At 69.2% G+C, this 17,256-nt stretch carries 14 protein-coding genes; 5 read left to right on the forward strand and 9 right to left on the reverse strand.

What is annotated here, in order from left to right:
- Positions 1–234: 234 nt before the first annotated feature.
- Together IWC96_RS09275 and IWC96_RS09280 are read right to left on the reverse strand one after the other, a co-directional pair.
- Positions 235–2,142, reverse strand: coding sequence for a sodium:solute symporter family protein (locus IWC96_RS09275; RefSeq protein WP_021696135.1), 1,908 nt, complete (start codon positions 2,140–2,142; stop codon positions 235–237).
- A 9-nt stretch (positions 2,143–2,151) separates the two neighbouring features.
- Positions 2,152–2,436, reverse strand: a complete 285-nt coding sequence (locus IWC96_RS09280) for a DUF4212 domain-containing protein (RefSeq protein WP_021696134.1) — start codon at positions 2,434–2,436, stop codon at positions 2,152–2,154.
- A 223-nt stretch (positions 2,437–2,659) separates the two neighbouring features.
- Between IWC96_RS09280 and IWC96_RS09285 the strand changes: the two genes are divergently transcribed.
- Together IWC96_RS09285 and IWC96_RS09290 are read left to right on the forward strand one after the other, a co-directional pair.
- Entirely contained in the window at positions 2,660–5,206 is a 2,547-nt protein-coding gene (locus tag IWC96_RS09285) for a TonB-dependent receptor (protein WP_021696133.1), read from the forward strand.
- Positions 5,207–5,218: 12 nt separating this feature from the next.
- On the forward strand, positions 5,219–6,907 hold the full coding sequence (locus IWC96_RS09290) for an alkaline phosphatase (RefSeq protein WP_021696132.1): 1,689 nt from the start codon (positions 5,219–5,221) through the stop codon (positions 6,905–6,907).
- 88 nt (positions 6,908–6,995) lie between these two features.
- Here the strand turns inward: IWC96_RS09290 and IWC96_RS09295 are convergent, their stop codons facing one another.
- The 4 genes from IWC96_RS09295 to IWC96_RS09310 form a co-directional block, all read right to left on the reverse strand.
- Positions 6,996–9,803, reverse strand: a complete 2,808-nt coding sequence (locus IWC96_RS09295) for a pitrilysin family protein (RefSeq protein ID WP_196838782.1) — start codon at positions 9,801–9,803, stop codon at positions 6,996–6,998.
- 93 nt (positions 9,804–9,896) lie between these two features.
- On the reverse strand, positions 9,897–10,937 hold the full coding sequence (locus IWC96_RS09300) for a kelch repeat-containing protein (protein WP_021696130.1): 1,041 nt from the start codon (positions 10,935–10,937) through the stop codon (positions 9,897–9,899).
- 9 nt (positions 10,938–10,946) lie between these two features.
- Positions 10,947–11,528: a 16S rRNA (guanine(966)-N(2))-methyltransferase RsmD gene (gene rsmD, locus IWC96_RS09305; RefSeq protein ID WP_196838783.1), complete on the reverse strand. Its 582-nt coding sequence runs from the start codon at positions 11,526–11,528 to the stop codon at positions 10,947–10,949.
- A 6-nt stretch (positions 11,529–11,534) separates the two neighbouring features.
- On the reverse strand, positions 11,535–13,016 hold the full coding sequence (locus tag IWC96_RS09310; protein ID WP_196838784.1) for a pseudouridine synthase: 1,482 nt from the start codon (positions 13,014–13,016) through the stop codon (positions 11,535–11,537).
- Between the two features lie 12 nt (positions 13,017–13,028).
- On the opposite strand from IWC96_RS09310, the gene tadA reads away from it, so the two are divergent.
- A complete protein-coding gene (gene tadA, locus IWC96_RS09315; protein WP_045318655.1) occupies positions 13,029–13,508 on the forward strand; it encodes a tRNA adenosine(34) deaminase TadA in 480 nt (159 codons plus the stop codon).
- Between the two features lie 31 nt (positions 13,509–13,539).
- Positions 13,540–13,950 (forward strand): MliC family protein, encoded by a 411-nt coding sequence (locus IWC96_RS09320; RefSeq protein ID WP_242397017.1) that lies wholly within the window; start codon positions 13,540–13,542, stop codon positions 13,948–13,950.
- Here the strand turns inward: IWC96_RS09320 and IWC96_RS09325 are convergent.
- From IWC96_RS09325 to IWC96_RS09335, 3 genes are read right to left on the reverse strand one after another with little or no spacing between them, the layout of a single operon-like run.
- The gene (locus IWC96_RS09325) at positions 13,947–14,588 is read right to left on the reverse strand and encodes a class I SAM-dependent methyltransferase (RefSeq protein WP_045318654.1); all 642 of its coding nucleotides are present in this window, start codon (positions 14,586–14,588) and stop codon (positions 13,947–13,949) included. The two genes, IWC96_RS09320 and IWC96_RS09325, sit on opposite strands and share 4 nt — an antisense overlap.
- Positions 14,585–15,697 carry a 3-dehydroquinate synthase gene (aroB, locus tag IWC96_RS09330; RefSeq protein WP_021696124.1) on the reverse strand — a complete coding sequence of 371 codons (1,113 nt, stop codon included), beginning with the start codon at positions 15,695–15,697 and terminating at the stop codon, positions 14,585–14,587. The genes IWC96_RS09325 and aroB overlap by 4 nt, the downstream gene beginning before the upstream one ends.
- Complete coding sequence (locus IWC96_RS09335; protein ID WP_021696123.1) at positions 15,694–16,260, reverse strand: shikimate kinase; 567 nt, start codon at positions 16,258–16,260, stop codon at positions 15,694–15,696. The genes aroB and IWC96_RS09335 overlap by 4 nt, the downstream gene beginning before the upstream one ends.
- A gap of 57 nt (positions 16,261–16,317) precedes the next feature.
- Here IWC96_RS09335 and IWC96_RS09340 point away from each other — a divergent pair, with 57 nt between their 5' ends.
- The gene (locus tag IWC96_RS09340; protein ID WP_021696122.1) at positions 16,318–17,223 is read left to right on the forward strand and encodes a site-specific tyrosine recombinase XerD; all 906 of its coding nucleotides are present in this window, start codon (positions 16,318–16,320) and stop codon (positions 17,221–17,223) included.
- Positions 17,224–17,256: the final 33 nt, after the last annotated feature.

Here is a 17,256-nt window from a genome sequence, read left to right on the forward strand (position 1 = left end):
CCCCGCACTTCCCCAAGCCAGTCGCAAGCCCCGCAAGGGATTGCGGCTGGCGAGGCCCCTGTTTCGCCCCGCCCCTCCCCCACCCTGCTAGTCTGCGCAGGGAACGGAGGATTGGGCGCGCAGTGAGACTCTCATTGCACTCTTTTTTGAGCGAAGAGTCTCACCCGGCCCATGCGGGCGGGCGGCGCATTCAGACTATTCAGACGATTCAGACCCTGTTTTTTGCCCCGGAGTCTAATTCGCCGACGGCAGGCGGATCTCCTCGACCATGGCCTGGACCTCGGCCGGCGGGGCGGGGGTGGCCAGGGTCACGACGATCGAAACGGCAAAACTTATGAGCATGCCGACGGCGCCGAAGCCCTCGGGCGAGATGCCCAGGAACCAGTCCTCGGGCGTCCCCGCGGCCGCCCCGGGGAACAGCCCGAGGAACGCCGCCAGCCCGGTCAGGACCAGCAGCGCCGAGGCCGCCGCAAAGGGGGTGAGGCGCCGTCCGCTGTCCTGGGACGCGCCCAGGTGCAGCACGAACACCGCCAGGGCCAGAACCAGGGCGGTGATGCCGATCACCATGGGCGAGAAGCCCACCTTGAAGTGGATCAGATAGGCCCCCGTGACCGTCAGGCCCGAGATCATGCCCCAGATGGCCCCGTGCTTGTTCATGCGCTTCCAGAAGATGCCCAGGAAGATGGCCGGGAAGAAGCTGGCCGCCGCCAGGCCGAAGGCGAAGGCCACCACCGCCGCCACGAAGCCGGGCGGATAGATCCCCGCCATAATGGCGATCAGCACCGCGACCACCGCCGCCAGCCGCGCCACCAGCAGTTCCCGAGCATCGCTCATGCCCTTGAACAGCACCTTCTTGCACAGGTCATGGGACACCGCCGAGGAGATGACCATCAGCAGGCCCGCCGCTGTCGACAGGGCCGCCGCCAGACCGCCAGCAACCACCAGGCCGATGACCCAGGCGGGCAGGCCGCCGATCTCGGGATTGGCCAGGACGAAGATGTCCTGGTCCAGTTTGGTCACCTCATTGACCTCCGGGTCTGCGGCGTAGCGGATGCGCCCGTCGCCGTCCTTGTCGGTGAACTCCAGAAGGCCGGTGCGCTCCCAGTTATAGAACCACTGGGGCGTGGCGCCCTCGCCCTGCTCCGCCGCCGTCGCTTCGCCCCGCCGCACGTCCACCGAGTACTCCGACTGGTGCACCGTATCGATGAAGTTGGAGCGGGCGAACACGGCAACGGCCGGGGCGGTGGTGTAGAGAATGGCGATGAAGGCCAGGGCGTAGCCCGCCGACTTCCGCGCATCCGAGGCCTTGGGCACAGTGAAGAAGCGGATGATCACGTGAGGCAGGCCCGCGGTGCCCACCATCAGGGCCAGGGTGATGGCGAAGACGTCGATGCGCGCTTTGGTCCCCTCGGTATAGGCCGAGAATCCCAGGTCCGTCAGGGTTCGGTCCAGGCTCAGCAGAAGCGGAGTCCCGTCCTGGGCGTTGCCCACGAATCCCATCTGCGGAATGGGCGAGCCGGTGATCTGCAGCGACAGGAAGATGGCCGGGACCATGAAGGCGAAGATCAGCACGCAGTATTGCGCCACCTGGGTGTAGGTGATGCCCTTCATGCCCCCCAGCACCGCATAGAACATCACCACGATCGCGCCCACGATCACGCCTATCTCGATGGGCACGTTCAGGAAGTTGGAGAAGGCGATGCCCACCCCGCGCATCTGGCCGGCGATGTAGGTGAAGGAGATGAACAGGGCGCAGATCACCGCCACGATCCGGGCGGTCTGGGAGTAGTACCGGTCGCCGATGAAGTCCGGCACGGTGAACTTGCCGAACTTCCTCAGATAGGGCGCCAGCAACAGCGCCAGCAGCACATAGCCGCCGGTCCAGCCCATCAGATAGACCGAGCCGTCATAGCCGGAGAAGGCGATGATCCCGGCCATGGACAGGAAGCTGGCCGCGCTCATCCAGTCGGCGGCGGTGGCCATGCCGTTGAACACCGGATGCACGTCGTGCCCGGCCACATAGAAGTCGTTGGTGCTGGCGGCCCGGGCCCAGATGGCGATGCCGATGTAGAGCCCGAAGGTCGTGATGACGAACAGGCCGGTCCAGAACAGGGTCGGCGACAGGCCGAAGATGGTGTCCATGTGCGCCCCCTAGACCTGATCGTCCGCGCCGTGACGGCGCTCGACCCGGTCCATCACGACCGCATAGACGAAGATCAGAACCACGAAGACGTAGATCGACCCCTGCTGGGCGAACCAGAACCCGAGGGGCGCCCCGCCGATGCTGAACTGGTCCAACCAGTCGCGAAACAGGATGCCCGCCCCGAACGACACCAGGAACCAGACCGCCAGCAGAGCCCCCATCAGGGTCAGGTTCTTTTTCCAGTAGGCCTTGTGTTCGGCCCGGCGGATTTCAGCGCGGCTGGTGTCTGTCATGCATCGCCTCCCTGCGAACCGTCACAGTGAAACGATGCGGGCGCGGGGCGCAACCGCTTTTGTCGGACTTGAGTGGAGACGGTTCGCCGGCCTGTGGCGCCGGCGCTCATGATCCCGGAATTCCAGCGTCCCGGATCAACCGTCACCCTACCGTGGCCAAGCTGTCGCGCGTCCTACATGAACAGCGATTAGTGCGGGTCCATCCAAATCGGGGGACTTCACCATGGCTCGCACCACATCCTATCGCATCGGTCTCATGAGCGCGGCGACCGCCTGCGCCCTCGCGGCCGGAGCCGTCCAGGCCCAGGAGGCCACCGAGGTCGACGAAATCATCGTCACGGCCCAGCTCCGCGCCCAGAACCCCATCGAGGTCCCCTTCGCCCTGACCGCCTACGACGGCGAATTTCTGCGCGATCTGGGGGTGCAGGAGTTCGAGGAGCTCTCGGCTTTCGTGCCCGGCTTCCTGGTTCAGAACCAGTCGCCCAACAACCCCGGCTTCGTGATGCGCGGCATCACCTCGGACTCTGGCGCAGCAACGGCCGAGCCCCGCGTGTCCGTCTATCAGGACGGCGTATCCATCTCGAAGTCGCGCGGTTCCTACGTCGAACTGTTCGACATCGAGCGCATGGAAATCGCCAAGGGACCGCAGTCGACCCTGTACGGACGCGGCGCCCTGATCGGGGCCGTCAACGTCGTTCAGCGCCGGGCCGAGCCGAGCCTGTTCGAGGCCGAGGCCCGCGTGGGCGCCGGCGACCTGGGCTATCGGCTGGCCGAAGGCATGATCAACATGCCGCTGGGCGAGACCTCCGCCATCCGATTCGCCACCCGGCTGAAGAGCCGTGACGGCTATGTGGAGAACCTGCTGGGCGGGCAGGACTACAACAGCATCGACACCGAGGCCTTCCGCCTGTCCGGTGCGTTCGAACCCACGCCCGGGCTCAGCATCGACGTCATCGCCAACTATCAGACCGATCGCGCCTCGGGCACGCCGTTCACCTCCATGGCCTACGCCCCCGCCGATCCCGCCACGGGCGCCCCGCTCGGCCCGATCGATCCGTGGGCGGGCGCGGCCCTGACGCCGGGCGCGGACTTCGACGGCGGCCAGGCCCTGGGTCTGGACCGGGAGGTCTGGGGCGTGACCGGGCTGGTGGCCTGGGACCTGTCGCCCATGCTGACCCTGAACAGCATCACCGCCTGGCGCGAGTTCGACTCCTACGAGACCTTCGACGCCGACGGCGTGTCCCTGCCCATCCTGACTGCGGCCGAAGAGGCCTATGGCGAGCAGTTCAGTCAGGAGCTGCGCCTGAATTTCGAGGCCGGCCCGCGCGTGACCGGCTTCGTCGGCGTCGGCTACTTCACCGAGGAAGGCTATCAGCGCACGCCCACCCAGTTTGACGAGCGGATGGCCCTGGCCCAGCTGTCAGGCTTCCTGGATGGCGGTCTGGGCGGCGGCACGCTTCCCGCCGCGGCCTATCCGGGCCTGTCCCAGCTGATCCTCGGTCAGCTGCTGACCCCGCTGGGCGCCGGCCCGCTTGCTCCGGCCATCGCCGCCAATCTGAAGCCCGTCCACATCGAGACGCCGACCAACGCCTCCGAACTGACCTCGTGGGATGTGTTCGGGGACATGACCTTCCAGGCCACCGATCGGCTGGAGCTGTCGGCCGGTCTTCGCTACACGACGGACGACAAGACCACCGGCTATGCGGCCCAGGTGGATAACGGCCGCTCGACCCTCGGGGGCATTCTCGGCGCCCAGGCGATCGCAACCCAGATTCAGCAGTTGATCGCCGTCGGCACGCCCGAAGCCCTGGCCCAGGCCGGCGCCCTGAACGCGCAGCTGAATGGTCTGGTCGGCGCCCTGGCCACCCCGGGCTTCGCCAACCTGCCGGGCCTGCCCCTGTTCGCCCTGACCGCCCAGCCGACCGCGAACAACGGCGACATGATCACCCAGGGCCATGAGGACGAAGGCTTCACCTGGCGCCTGACCGCCCGCTATGCGGTGTCGGACAACGTCAACGTCTACGCTAACTACGCCCGCGGCCGTCGCCCCGAGGTGCTGTCGGTCAGCCCCCCGTCGGCGCCCCAGGGCGCGCCCACCTTCAATGTGATCGAGGCCGAGACGGTCGACAGCTTCGAGATCGGCGCGAAGACGGTGCTGATGGACCGACGCCTGCGTCTGGACGGCGCGGTCTATTTCTACGACTACCAAAACTTCCAGACGACCGTGCAGGAGGGGACCCGGTTCTTCGTCACCAACGCGGGTGAGGCGGAGTCCTACGGGTTCGAGGGGCAGGTCTTCTACGCCGCCACGCCGGACCTGGACCTGTTCGCCACCTACGGCTTCAACCACTCCCGCTTCGGCAACGGCATCTATGAGGGCAACAGCTTCCGTCTGTCGCCGGACCACATGGCGTCGGTGGGCGCGGTGTGGCGGGTGCGCGCGGGCGCCGGCGCCTTCGAGATCCAGCCTAGCTACACCTGGCAGTCCGAGGTCTTCTTCGACGACGACAACGACCTGCCGGCCCTGCAAGCGAACAACCTCGTCCCCGACCTGATCCAGGACGAGGTGCAGGACAGCTACGGCCTGCTCAGCCTGCGCCTGCGCTATGCGCCCGACAGCGCCAACTGGGGCGTCGAGGTGTTCGGCGACAACCTGCTGGACGAAGAGTTCATCAAGGACGCCGGCAACACCGGCGACGGCATCGGCATGCCGACCTTCATCCCCGGTCGTCCCCGCACCTGGGGCGTCAACCTGAGCCTGCGTTACTAGGGAGCCGCCGTCATGCGCATCGACCGTCGCCGCGTCCTGAGCCTGATCGGGGCCGGGGCAGCCGCCCCCGCCGCCCCCGCCCAGGCCCGCCAGACCGCCGCGGCGGTCGAGTTCCGCCACGGCGTCGCCTCAGGCGACCCGCTCAATGACCGGGTCATCCTGTGGACCCGGGTCAGTCCGGACCGGGCCGATGCGATGGTCTCGGTGGAGTGGCGCATCCGGCCGCTGGACGCCGACACGGTGCTCGCCTCGGGCACGGTCGAGACCGGGCCCGGGCGGGACCACACGGTCAAGGTGGACGTGGGCGGTCTGCAGCCCGGCGCTGACTACCGCTTCGACTTCGCGGTCGGCGACGTGGGCTCGCCGGAGGGCCGCACCCGCACCCTGCCTGCGGGCGGGACCGAGGACGTGGTGCTGGCCGTGGCCTCGTGCCAGCTGCACCCCGGCGGTCTGTTCAACGCCTATGAGGCCATGGCCGGGCTGGAGCGCCTGGATGCGGTCGTGCACCTGGGCGACTACATCTATGAGTACGGCGCCGAGGCCGACGACTACGGCATGGTCACCGGGGCGGCCCTGAACCGCGTGCCCGATCCGGCCCACGAAATCGTCAGCCTGGACGACTATCGCCGCCGTCACGCCCAGTACAAGACCGACGCCGACCTGCAGGCCGCCCATGCGCGCGCGCCCTTCATCTGCGTGTGGGACGACCACGAAGTCTCCAACGACAGCTGGACCGAGGGCGCCCAGAACCACCAGCCGCGCGACGAAGGCGATTACAGCGCGCGCAAGGCCGTCGCCCTGCGCGCCTATTACGAATGGATGCCCATCCGCGAGCCGCGCGCCGGCCTGTCGATGGAGGCCATCAACCGCACCTTCCACTTCGGCGATCTGGCCACCCTGGTGATGGTCGAGACGCGGCTGACCGCCCGTGACGAGCCCATCGGCTACGCCAGCCACCTGCCCATGACCACGGACGCGGCGGGCAATCCGATCCCCGACGTGCGCGGCTTCGAGGTCATCCGTCACGATCCGGCGCGCGAACTGATGGGCGCCGACCAGATCGCCTGGCTGAAGGGCGAGCTGGAGGCGTCGCGTCTGGCGGGCCGTCCGTGGCAGATCATCGGCAATCAGGTGGTCATGGCCCGTGTGGCCGGGCCCAATATCGCCGACACCGTGCCGGCGCCCATGATCGAGGGCCTGCTGGCCAGCCTGCCCGACGCCATCCGGGCCCAGGTGCAGCAGTCCATCCAGCTGTTCCGCTTCGGTCTGCCGTTCAATCTGGACAGCTGGGACGGCTATCCCGCCGAGCGCGAGCGCCTGTACGCCGCCTTCGCCGAGGCGGGTGTCTCGCCCATCGTTCTGGCCGGCGACAGCCATGCCTTCTGGGTCAACGATCTGAAGGACGCCGCCGGCGAGCGCCGCGGCGTGGAGTTCGGCACCAGCGCCATCTCAAGCCCGTCGGTTGGGGACGCAGTCCCCGGCCTGCCGCTGGGCCCGGCCCTGGCGCAGACCAATGAGGAGGTCGTGTTCTGCGACCAGTCCTCCAAGGGCTTCGTGTTGCTGACCCTGACCCGCGATCAGGCCACCGCCGAACTGAAGGCGGTGTCCACCATCCTGGCCAAGCCGTTCGAGGTCCGCGACGCGGCGCGCTTCATCATCGCGAGGGGACCGGCGGGTGCGGGCGACCTGACCCGGGCCTAGAGCGTCTCCATCGACACCAGCGAGACCGCAGACACGAAAAAGGCCCGGCCGCCGAAGCGGCCGGGCCGATTTCATATGACGAAGGCGATCACTCGCCCAGCGTCACCTCCTCGATGGGGAGGCCCAGTTGCTCCAGCTGGGGCCGGACCACCTCGGCGTCGCCGACCACCACCCACACGAAGCGCGAGGGATCGATGACGGCGCGGGCGGCGGCGTCCATCTCTGCGGCGGTCATGGCGTTGTAGCGCCCGGCCACCGTCTCCCAGTAGTTGTCGGGACGGCCGTAGAGGGCGTTGGAGCGCATGGCCGCCAGCACCGCATTGGACGTCTCGAACTGCCCGGCCAGCTGGCGGGTGCGGCCGTTGATGGTGCGCACCAGCTCCTCTTCGGTCACGCCGTTCTCGGTCAGGAAGGCGTCGAACTGGGCGATCATGGCGGCGATGGAATCGCCCGTACGGTCCGCCTGCACCGGCGCCTGGAACAGGTAAGGCGTCTGATGCTCACGGTTGCTGACCGAGGCGGACGCGCCGTAGGACCAACCCCTGACCTCGCGCAACTCGGTGTTGACGCGCGACAGGAAGCTGGCGCCCAGCACCTCGTTCGCCGCTTCCAGCACAAGGGTGTCGTCCTGGCCGGAGATCGGCAGGATCGTTCCGCCGAAGATGATGGACTGGGGCGACTGGGGCCGGTTGACCAGCACCACGCGGGGCTGGGGATCAGGAATGGCGACGTCGAAATTCTTGACGCCGCGCGGCGTGGACGGCGCCGCCCACGATCCGAAGCGGGCTTCCAGCATCGGCACGAGGGTCTGAAGCGGCACGTCCGCAGTCACATAGATGCGGGCGTTGTCCGGACGGATCCAGGTCTGGTGGAAGTTGACCAGATCTTCGCGCGTAATGGCGCGCACGGTGTCGGGATCGCCAAGGCCGCTGTAGGGACGGCCATAGGGATGGTCTTCACCGAACAGCACCACCGGGGTCACGCGGCCGCCGAGACCGCCCGGCTGGGTCAGCTCGCTGGCGATGGAGGCGAGCTGTGTGGCGCGCAGGCGCTCCACCTCGGCCGGATCAAAGGCCGGGTTCATCACCACGTCGGCCAGCAGGTCGAGCGAGGGCTCCAGGTTCGGGCTCACGGCGCCCAGGCTGACGACGGTGCGGTCCAGCGAGGAACCGGCGTTGATCGAGGCGCCCAGACGCTCGCGCGCTTCGGCCAGCTCGGTCGAGTTCAGGCTCTCCGTGCCTTCGGTCAGCAGGTTCAGCATCAGGCGCTGGGTGCCCAGCGCATCAGCGGGATCCGCCGCCAGACCCGCATCGAATTCCACAGCCACGCGAACCGCCGGAACGGTTTCGGCGCGGGCGTAGACAACCTCCAGACCGTTGGACAGGGTCGCGCGCTGGATGTCGGGGAAGTCCAGGTTCTCGACCTGGGCGATCTGCGGCATCGGATCGCGAGGCGTGGGCGTATAGTCCTGCGGTGCGGCGGACGGCGCGGCGCCGGACGGATCGCGCGCGGCCTCCACATAGTCTTCCCGTTCACCGGGCTCGACCCGCATGGTCCAGACAGGGCGGGTCAGCCAGCGCTGCATGGCGGCCGTCACAGCCTGCGGGGTCACGCTCGCATAGGCTTCAAGCTGCTCACGATAGAACGAGGGATTGCCGGCATAGAGCTGGCCCTCCGCCAGGGCCGTGGCCTTGCCGCCGAAGCCGCCGACCTGCTCCAGGCCATAGATGCGGTTCGCGACCTGGTTGGTTGCGACGCGCTGAACCTCCTCGGCGGTCGGCCCGCTGGCGATGAAGTCGGCCATGATGGCGTCAAGACGTTCCGACACCGCGTCGGCGTCCTCGCCCGGCTTGACGTTCACGGTCACGCTGAACATGCCCACGCGCTGGAAGGCTTGCATGGAGGCCGAGACCGAGGTGGCGGTCTGGTCGCCGCGCACCAGTTCATTGTCAAGGCGCGAGCTGGCAAGTCCGCCCAGGACCGAGCCCGCCACACTCAGGGGGATGGCGTCATCGTCCAGCATGCCGGGCACGATCCAGGTGCGGTACAGGCGCACATTGGCGACCCGGTCCTGCATCACGCGGTTGATGGGCGCGTCGAGGGTCGGCACGTCAGCGGCGGCCGGCGTGTTGACGGGACCGGCCGGGATGCCGCCGAAATAGCGCTCGACCAGGGTGCGGGCGGTGGCGGTGTCGATGTCGCCGGCCAGCACCAGCACAGCGTTGTTGGGGCCGTAATTGTCGGTGAACCACTGGCGCACGTCGTCCATGGACGCGGCGTCGAGATCGGCCATGGAGCCGATGGTGGAGTGGCGGTAGGGGTGCCCCTCGGGGAACAGGTCCTCCAGCATCTGGTAGTAGACCAGGCCGTAAGGCTGGTTGTCGCCCTGACGCTTTTCGTTCTGGACCACGCCGCGCTGGTTATCCAGGCGCTCCTGGCTGACGGCGCCCAGCAGGTGCCCCATGCGGTCGCTTTCCAGATACAGCGCCTGCTCCAGCGCCGGTGTCGGCACGGTCTGGAAATAGTTGGTGCGGTCGAACCAGGTGGTGCCGTTCAGGTCCGTGGCGCCCATGCCGCGCACATAGTTGAAATAGCTGCCCGGCGCGTTCTCGGAACCCGCGAACATCAGGTGCTCGAACAGGTGAGCGAAGCCGGTCTGGCCCTGGGGTTCATCCTTGGAGCCCACATTGTACCAGATGGACACCGCCACCACGGGGGCCTTGCGGTCCTCGTGCACAACGACGGTCAGGCCGTTGTCGAGGGTGAACCGCTCGTACGGAATATCGACCCGTTCGACCAGTTCGGCGACCGGCGCCGCCTCCGTGGAAATTTGTGCAAGGGCCGCGCCGGGCGCGACCAGAAGCACGGCGAACAGGAAAGTCAGAACACGACGCATGCGCGTAACCCCGGAGCCTATGGAAGGATGAACCCTATCAGGGCGACGGTCCCACGCAATTCGTCGAACATTAAAGTTCGGACAGATTCGCGATCAGAGGAGGGTGAAAACCTCGACCGCGGCGCTGGCCCGGCCGCCACCGACAACGGCCCCGCCAGCAATGGCGTAAAGGGCGGACCCCACGCCGGCCGCCGCCAGTCCGTGGCGGGGCGTGGGCATGGGCGGACCCTCAAACCAGACGTCGCGCATGGCGTCATAGGTCCAGGTCTCGGCGAACACGCCACCCTGCCGTGAGGTGTTGTCGGACCCGAACCACTCACCCCCGAAGGCGACTAGCCGGCCGTCGATCGCTCCCATGGCCAGCCCGCCGCCCACTTGCCGGCCCGTAGCGGGTGAGGGCGGGATGGGCGCCAGGGTGTCCCAGCGATCCGTGACGGGGTCATAGCGATCCAGCCGGCCCGTGCCGCCTCCCGCCACCGTGCGTCCGCCCGCCACCCAGATCGCCCCGTCCACGACGCAGGCCGCGGCGCTGTTCCGGGCCATGGGCAGGGGCGCGGCCTCCGCCCAGCGCCCGTCGCCGGGATTGAAGACCCGATGCACGGCGATGTCGCCCTGATCGTTCCAGCCGCCATCGCCGGAGCCGTGCGGCGCGCGGCCGCCGATCAGGTGAATCCGTCCGGCGTGCTCGACACCCACGGTCTCGGCCTGAGGCCCCGGCATGGCCCCGGCGGGCGTCCAGTCCCCGTCCAGCACCCAGATGTCTGTGGTGGAGGTCCAGTCGCCCTGCGCGCTGCGGCGATAGCCGCCCAGCGCCCATGGCTTGTCGTCAGCAACCACGATCATCGGATGGTGGCGGGCCTCGGGCAGGCGCGGACCTTCCTCCCACACGTCGCGACGGGTGTCGTAGATGGCGGTGCGGTCGCTGACGTGAAAACCTTCGGGCGTCATGGCCAGACCGCCCGCCGTGATGATCCGCTCGCCCCAGGCGGCGGCGTAGATTTCCTGGATCGCCCACGGCATGGGCGCGCGTTCGTCCCAGAACGGCCCGCGCTGGGCATTGGCGGCCGTGGGGGCGGCGGCGGGCGCGAGGGCCAGGGCCCCGGCGGCGGTCATGAGGGTGCGGCGGTTGATCATGGGGCGAGCCTAGCCCGGTTGTTCGCCGCCCGCGACTCTCAGAAACAGCACCCGCGCCGCGCCATAGTCGCGGGCGTCGAGGCGCTCATAGCCGGGTGTTTCGATCTCCGGCTCGTCCGAGCCCCGCTCGAGGATCACGAGGGCGCCCGGCGCCAGCCAGTTTCCCTCTATCAGGCGGGCCAGCGCCTGTTCGCCGAGACCTTTTCCATAGGGAGGGTCGAGAAAGGCCACGTCGAAGGCCTCGCCCGCCGAGCCCGGGCGCACGCCCAGATCCACGGCGCTGCGGCGGTGGACGCGGCAGGCGCCGAACAGGCCGAACGCCTCCATGTTGTCGCGGATGGCGCCGCGTGCGCCGTCGTCGGTCTCAACGAACAGGGCGAAGGCCGCGCCGCGCGACAAGGCCTCGAACCCCAGGGCGCCGGAGCCCGCGAACAGGTCGATCACCCGCGCGCTGTCCAGATTGCGGCCCCATGAGGCATGCTCGATGACATTGAACACGGCCTGACGGGCGCGGTCCGATGTGGGGCGCGTGCCCTGACCCTCGGGCGCGACGATGGCGCGGCCCCTGAACTGTCCGGCGACGATCCGCATGGAGACTTACGAGCGTCCGCGCGGGCCGCCGGGGCCACGGGGCTTGCCACCGCCGCCGGACGGACGGTCGCCGCCGGGACGATCACCGCCAGAGCGCGGACCCGCTGAGCGCGGAGCGAAAGGACGTCCGCCCGGTTTGCCAGCCGGCTTGCCGCCACGCGGACGGTCCGCGCCGCCGTCACGGGGCTTGAAGTCGCGCTTGGGCCGGTCGCCGTCGGCGCGGGGGGTGCGGTCCTCACGGGGTTTGAAATCGCGGCGGGGACGCTCACCGTCCGCCCGCTCCTCGCGCGGCTTGAACGGGCGTTTGGGCCGGTCGCCGCCGGGGCTGGAGCGGGGCTTGGCCTTGGCCCAGCCTTCCTTCTTGGCGGGACGCTTCTCGGCCTCCTCGACGGCGGCCTCGGCGGCGCGGGTGCGGCTGGGCTTGCGCGACGGGTCCGACATGGGCGAGCCGGACTTGCCGCGCACCACCGATCCGGCCGGGCGGCGGCCGGGGACCGGCGCCGGGGTCTCGACCGTATTGCCCTGGGGCAGGTTCTCGGGGCGGATGTACTGGGCCAGCATCTCGCGGATTACGCGGGGGCCCACCTCCTCCACATGGCCGGTGTCCAGCGTGCCGAGCTGGAACGGGCCATAGGCCAGGCGGATCAGCCGGTTCACCGTCAGGCCAACGGATTCCAGCACCTTCCGGACCTCGCGGTTCTTGCCCTCGGTGATCGAGACGCTGATCCACAGATTGGCCGGCGCCCGGCTATCGGTGTCGGCGGCCTTTTCCTTGACCTTGTCGAGGGTCGCCTCGATGGGCCCGTAGCGTTCGCCGTCGACGGTGACGCCGTCCTTCAGCTTGTCCAGCTGATCCTGGGTCACGCGGCCCCGGGCGCGGGCCCGGTACTGACGCACCAGAGACGACGTGGGCAGCTCCAGCGCGCGCGCCAGCTCCCCGTCGTTGGTCAGCAGCAGCAGGCCTTCGGTGTTGATGTCCAGCCGCCCCACCGAAATCACGCGCGGCAGACCCGCGGGCATGGCGTCGAACACCGTCGGGCGTCCGGCCGGATCATTGTGGGTGGTCAGAAGACCAACCGGCTTGTGGTAGCGCCAGACGCGGGTGGCGGCGATGGTGCCGATGGGCTTGCCGTCCACTGTGATGACGTCGTCGCGGGTCACCAGGGTGGCGGGCGTGTCCAGGAGGCGGCCGTTGACCGCCACCTTGCCCAGGCCGATCAGGCGCTCGACCTCGCGGCGCGAGGCGATGCCTGCGCGGGCCATGACCTTGGCGATGCGCTCCTGACGCAGGGGCGCCTTGGGCGCGTCCCGGTCGTCCTTGCCGACCGGCTTGCCGCCGGGTCGACCCGGTCCTTTCGAGAACGAGGACTTGGAGTCGTCCCTTTTCCCGCTATGAGAGGGGCTCTTCTTGCCGCCGGGGCCGCCGAAACGCTTTTCGGCCTGGCCCGGTCGGGGCGTCTTGTCGGTGTCTTTGAAATGGCGGACCATGATGAGCGGTTCATGCGCACGGCGCTTGACCTAGCGCAAGCCGCAGCGGAGGCCGGAGAGGTCCCCGTGGGCGCAATTGTCGTCGATGAGGCCACCGGCAAGGTGATCGGAACCGGCGCCAACCGTCCGGTCGCCCTGCACGACCCCACCGCTCACGCCGAGGTTCGCGCCATCCGCGAGGCGGCCGAGAGCCTGCAGAACTACCGCCTCACCGGCCTGACCCTCTATGTGACGCTGGAACCCTGCGTCATGTGCGCCGGCGCCATCAGCCATGCCCGCATCGGCCGGGTGGTCTGGGCCGCCGACGACCCCAAGGGCGGGGCGGTGGTCCACGGGCCGAAATTCTTCGATCAGCCCACCTGCCATTCCCGCCCGGCGGTGCAAGGGGGCGTCCTGGCCGATGAGGCGAGCGCACTTCTGAAGGGCTTCTTCGCGCCGCGCCGCAAGCCGAGGCGCAAGTCAGGGGAACAGGCGTCCTCCGAGCCGCGTTGAGCTTCGGCCTGCAACAGCAAAGGTCGCCGCCGTGCGCGTTTTTTCCGCCAGCCTCATGATCCTGTCCGTGCTCGGGCTTTCGGCGTGCGGGTCGCCCGACACCGAGGCGCCCACGGACAGCGCGGAAGTGCAGACCCGCGCCCAGGACGCCCAGACGGCGAGACGGCGCACCGGGGCGGAGATTCAGGAGGGCATCCTGACCCGCACCGTGCGCGCCGTTTATCTGTGCAACAACGGCGAGCGGCTCAGCGTGGATTTCGACAATGCGCGCCAGATGGCCACGGTGCGCCAGGTCAGCGGCAAGGCCGTGGACCTGCGCCAGCAGCGGGCCGCCGACGGCATCTGGTACACCGCCAGCGGCTATGAGCTGCGGGGCGAGGGCGCCATGGCCACCTGGACCGCCGAAAATCTGGAGCCCACCACCTGCCGCGCGGTCGACTAGGCGGGCTTCTCGAACAGGGCGACCAGAGGCCCGTGCAGCCCGACCCGCCAACCGAACCGGTGCGCGATCCAGTCGATGGTCTGGTCGGAATAGAACACCACATGGCTGGGCTGACGGCGGTAGCGCCAGCCCACGAAGTCCCGTTCCAGCGTCAGGCGCTCGGTCATGATCGACAGGAGGCCGCCCGGCTTCAGCATGGCGTCCAGCCGCGCGAACACCTCTCCAGGCCTGTGCAGATGCTCCACAACTTCGGTGCAGGTGATGAAGTCGTAGCGCCGGTCCAGCACACTGGGGTCGGGCCGGAAATTGGGGTCATGATCCGCCGTCGGGTAGCCCGCCTCGGCCAGCATGACCGACAGGGTCGGCCCCGGGCCGCAGCCGAAATCCAGCCCTTGCGCACCCCGCTTCAGACGCGGGAGCAGCGGATCCAGCGCCTGCTGCAGGAAGGCGCGGTAGCGGAGGTCGTCCGGGTCGTTCCGGTGCAGGGCGTATTCGGCGCGCTCTTCCTCCGGCGACGGACGCTGTGCCGGATCAAGGAACGTCAGGTCGCAGGCTCCGCATCGGAAATAGCGCAGGCCCCCGATGTCGGCGAAAGACGACGCGTTCGTCGTTTCGCACAGGGGACAGGCGGGGTTCAGGCTGCGCCCTCGGCGAGCAGGAACGCGCGCACCTCGGCGGGGTCGACGCCCTTGACCACCTCGGCCCGGCCGATGCCGCGCGCCAGGATGAAGGTCAGGGAGCCGCCCTCGGCCTTCTTGTCGCCGGCCATCAGGGCGATCAGGCGATCCGCCGCGAAGGCGCCGGCCTGCTCCAGTCGGGTAGGCAGGCCCGCCGCCGCGGTGACGGCCTCCACACGCCGTGCGTCGCCGTCCTCGCACAGGCCGAGCCGCGCCGAGAACCGGAACGCCATGCAGCAGCCCAAGGCCACCGCCTCGCCGTGGGTCAGAGCCTCGTCATAGCCCAGCGCCGTCTCCAGCGCGTGACCGAAGGTGTGGCCCAGATTCAGCAGGGCGCGGCGGCCCGCCTCCTTCTCGTCCTCGCCCACCACGGCCGCCTTGATCCGCACCGAGCGCACCACGGCCTCGCTCAGGGCGGCAGGATCGCCCGCGGCGCCGCCAGCGCCCGCGCCGCCCAGCCAGTCGAAAAAGTCCGCGTCGCAGATCAGGCCGTGCTTGAGCACCTCGGCCCAGCCGGACCGCAGCTGCCGCTCCGGCAGGGTCTTCAGCACATCGATGTCAGCCAGCACCAGACGCGGCTGGTGGAACACGCCCACCAGATTCTTGCCGCGCGGCGTGTCGATGGCGGTCTTGCCGCCCACCGAAGAATCCACCTGGGCCAGAAGGGTCGTGGGGACCTGGATGAAATCGACGCCGCGCATGTAGAGCGCCGCCGCAAGCCCGGCCAGGTCGCCCACCACGCCGCCGCCCAAGGCCACGATCATGTCCTTGCGGTCCAGCCCGGCTTCGGCGCAGCGGTCCAGCACCCGCTCCAGATGCGCGAACGATTTGGACGCCTCGCCGGCCGGGACCGTGGCCAGTTCGGCGTGGACGCCATGGGTCTTGAGGCCGGAGATCAGGGCCGGCGCGTGCAGGCTCGCCACCGTCTCGTCCGACACGATCAGGACCCGGGGCTGCTTCAGCAGGGCGGCGATCCGCGCGGGGCCCGCCGCCGCGTCAGCCAGCAGGCCGGAGCCAACCAGCACCTCATAGGGCGCGAACCCCGCGCCCGAAACCGAAACCGCCGTCATGCGCCGGTCTCCGCCTGGTGTTCCGTCAGGGCCTTGATGATCGCCTCCACCGCCTCGGCGTGGGCGCCGCCGCCCGTCTCCACCACAAGGTCGGCCTCGGCGTATATGGGATAGCGCGCCTCGGCCAGACCCTTGAGAATCTCGGCCGGATCCTTGCCGCGCAGCAGGGGCCGGGTGTCGCGCTTGGCCACGCGCCTGGCGACGATGCTCAGGTCCGCCTTCAGCCAGATGGTGACCGCATGGCGCTTCAGGTGCGCCCGGGTGTCGGGGTTCAGCATGGCGCCGCCGCCGGTGGCCAGCACGATGGGCCGGCCTTCCAGCAGCCGCCGCATGACCCGCGCCTCGCCGTCGCGGAACGCGGCCTCGCCCAGGGTGGCGAAGATGTCGGACACGCTCATGCCCGCCGCTTCCTCGATCTCGTCGTCGGCGTCGCAGAATTTCATGCCCAGCCGCGACGCCAGCCGTCGGCCCACGGTGGATTTTCCCACCCCCATCAGCCCGACCAGGGCTATGGTGCGCGTGTTCAGACGTTTCAGTTCCGAAGCGGAGAGGACAGCGGTCATGATCGGTGAAACCCTTGCACGACCTGTTGTTCGCCGCCAACCGCCGATGAGGGTTTCGTGACGGTTTCGCCCGCCTCGCCCCAGATCGAGGCCTTTCTCGAGATGATGGCGGTGGAGCGCGACGCCTCCCCCCACACCCTGTCCGCCTACGCCCGCGACCTGAACGACGCCGAGGACGCGGCCTCGGGCGGACTCATGGCCGCCGACGAGACGGCCATCGAAGGCTGGTTCGCGGACCTGTCCCGGCGCGGCCTGTCGCCCGCCACCCAGGCCCGGCGCCGTTCGGCCGTGCGCCAGTTCTACCGTTTCGCCCTGGCCGAGGGGTGGCGCGCGGACGACCCGTCCCGCCGACTGGACGCCCCCAGACAGGGCCGTCCCCTGCCGAAGACCCTCAGCCGCGACGAGATCGAGCGCCTGATCGCCGCCGCCTCGGCGCGGGAGGGCGCGGCGGGGGCGCGCCTGATCTGCCTGATGGAGCTGGCCTACGCCTCGGGCCTGCGGGTGTCGGAGCTGCTGGGCCTCAAGGTCCAGGCCGTCCGGCGCGATCCCACCCACCTGATCGTGCGCGGCAAGGGCGGCAAGGAGCGGCTGGCCCCCCTGAACGACGCCGCCCGCACCGCGGTGAAGGCCTGGCTGATCCTGCGCGATGCGGACAAGGCGCGCGCCGACAGTTCGTGGCTGTTCCCGTCCGGCGGCAAGAGCGGACATCTGACGCCGCGCCGGTTCGCCCAACTTCTGGATCAGGCCGCCGTGGACGCCGGGATCGACCCGGCCCGGGTCAGCCCCCATGTGCTCAGGCATGCCTTCGCCACCCATCTGCTGGAAGGCGGCGCCGACCTGCGCATCGTCCAGACCCTGCTGGGCCACGCCGATATCGCCACGACCCAGATCTACACCCACGTGGCCACCGACCGCCTGACCCAGGTGATGACCAGCAAGCACCCCCTGGCCAAAGGCGACTGAGCCTTCTGAACCCGTGCTTGCCCGCGCGCGTTG

The organism is Brevundimonas sp. BAL450 (genome assembly GCF_015767455.1).
Classification (GTDB): domain Bacteria; phylum Pseudomonadota; class Alphaproteobacteria; order Caulobacterales; family Caulobacteraceae; genus Brevundimonas; species Brevundimonas abyssalis.

Bases quoted from the DNA above. Each gene is read 5' to 3' on its own strand.
- IWC96_RS09275 (WP_021696135.1), bottom strand. From the start codon at position 2,142: ATGGACACCATCTTCGGCCTGTCGCCGACCCTGTTCTGGACCGGCCTG.
- IWC96_RS09280 (WP_021696134.1), bottom strand. From the start codon at position 2,436: ATGACAGACACCAGCCGCGCTGAAATCCGCCGGGCCGAACACAAGGCC.
- IWC96_RS09285 (WP_021696133.1), top strand. From the start codon at position 2,660: ATGGCTCGCACCACATCCTATCGCATCGGTCTCATGAGCGCGGCGACC.
- IWC96_RS09290 (WP_021696132.1), top strand. From the start codon at position 5,219: ATGCGCATCGACCGTCGCCGCGTCCTGAGCCTGATCGGGGCCGGGGCA.
- IWC96_RS09295 (WP_196838782.1), bottom strand. From the start codon at position 9,803: ATGCGTCGTGTTCTGACTTTCCTGTTCGCCGTGCTTCTGGTCGCGCCC.
- IWC96_RS09300 (WP_021696130.1), bottom strand. From the start codon at position 10,937: ATGATCAACCGCCGCACCCTCATGACCGCCGCCGGGGCCCTGGCCCTC.
- rsmD (WP_196838783.1), bottom strand. From the start codon at position 11,528: ATGCGGATCGTCGCCGGACAGTTCAGGGGCCGCGCCATCGTCGCGCCC.
- IWC96_RS09310 (WP_196838784.1), bottom strand. From the start codon at position 13,016: ATGGTCCGCCATTTCAAAGACACCGACAAGACGCCCCGACCGGGCCAG.
- tadA (WP_045318655.1), top strand. From the start codon at position 13,029: ATGCGCACGGCGCTTGACCTAGCGCAAGCCGCAGCGGAGGCCGGAGAG.
- aroB (WP_021696124.1), bottom strand. From the start codon at position 15,697: ATGACGGCGGTTTCGGTTTCGGGCGCGGGGTTCGCGCCCTATGAGGTG.
- IWC96_RS09335 (WP_021696123.1), bottom strand. From the start codon at position 16,260: ATGACCGCTGTCCTCTCCGCTTCGGAACTGAAACGTCTGAACACGCGC.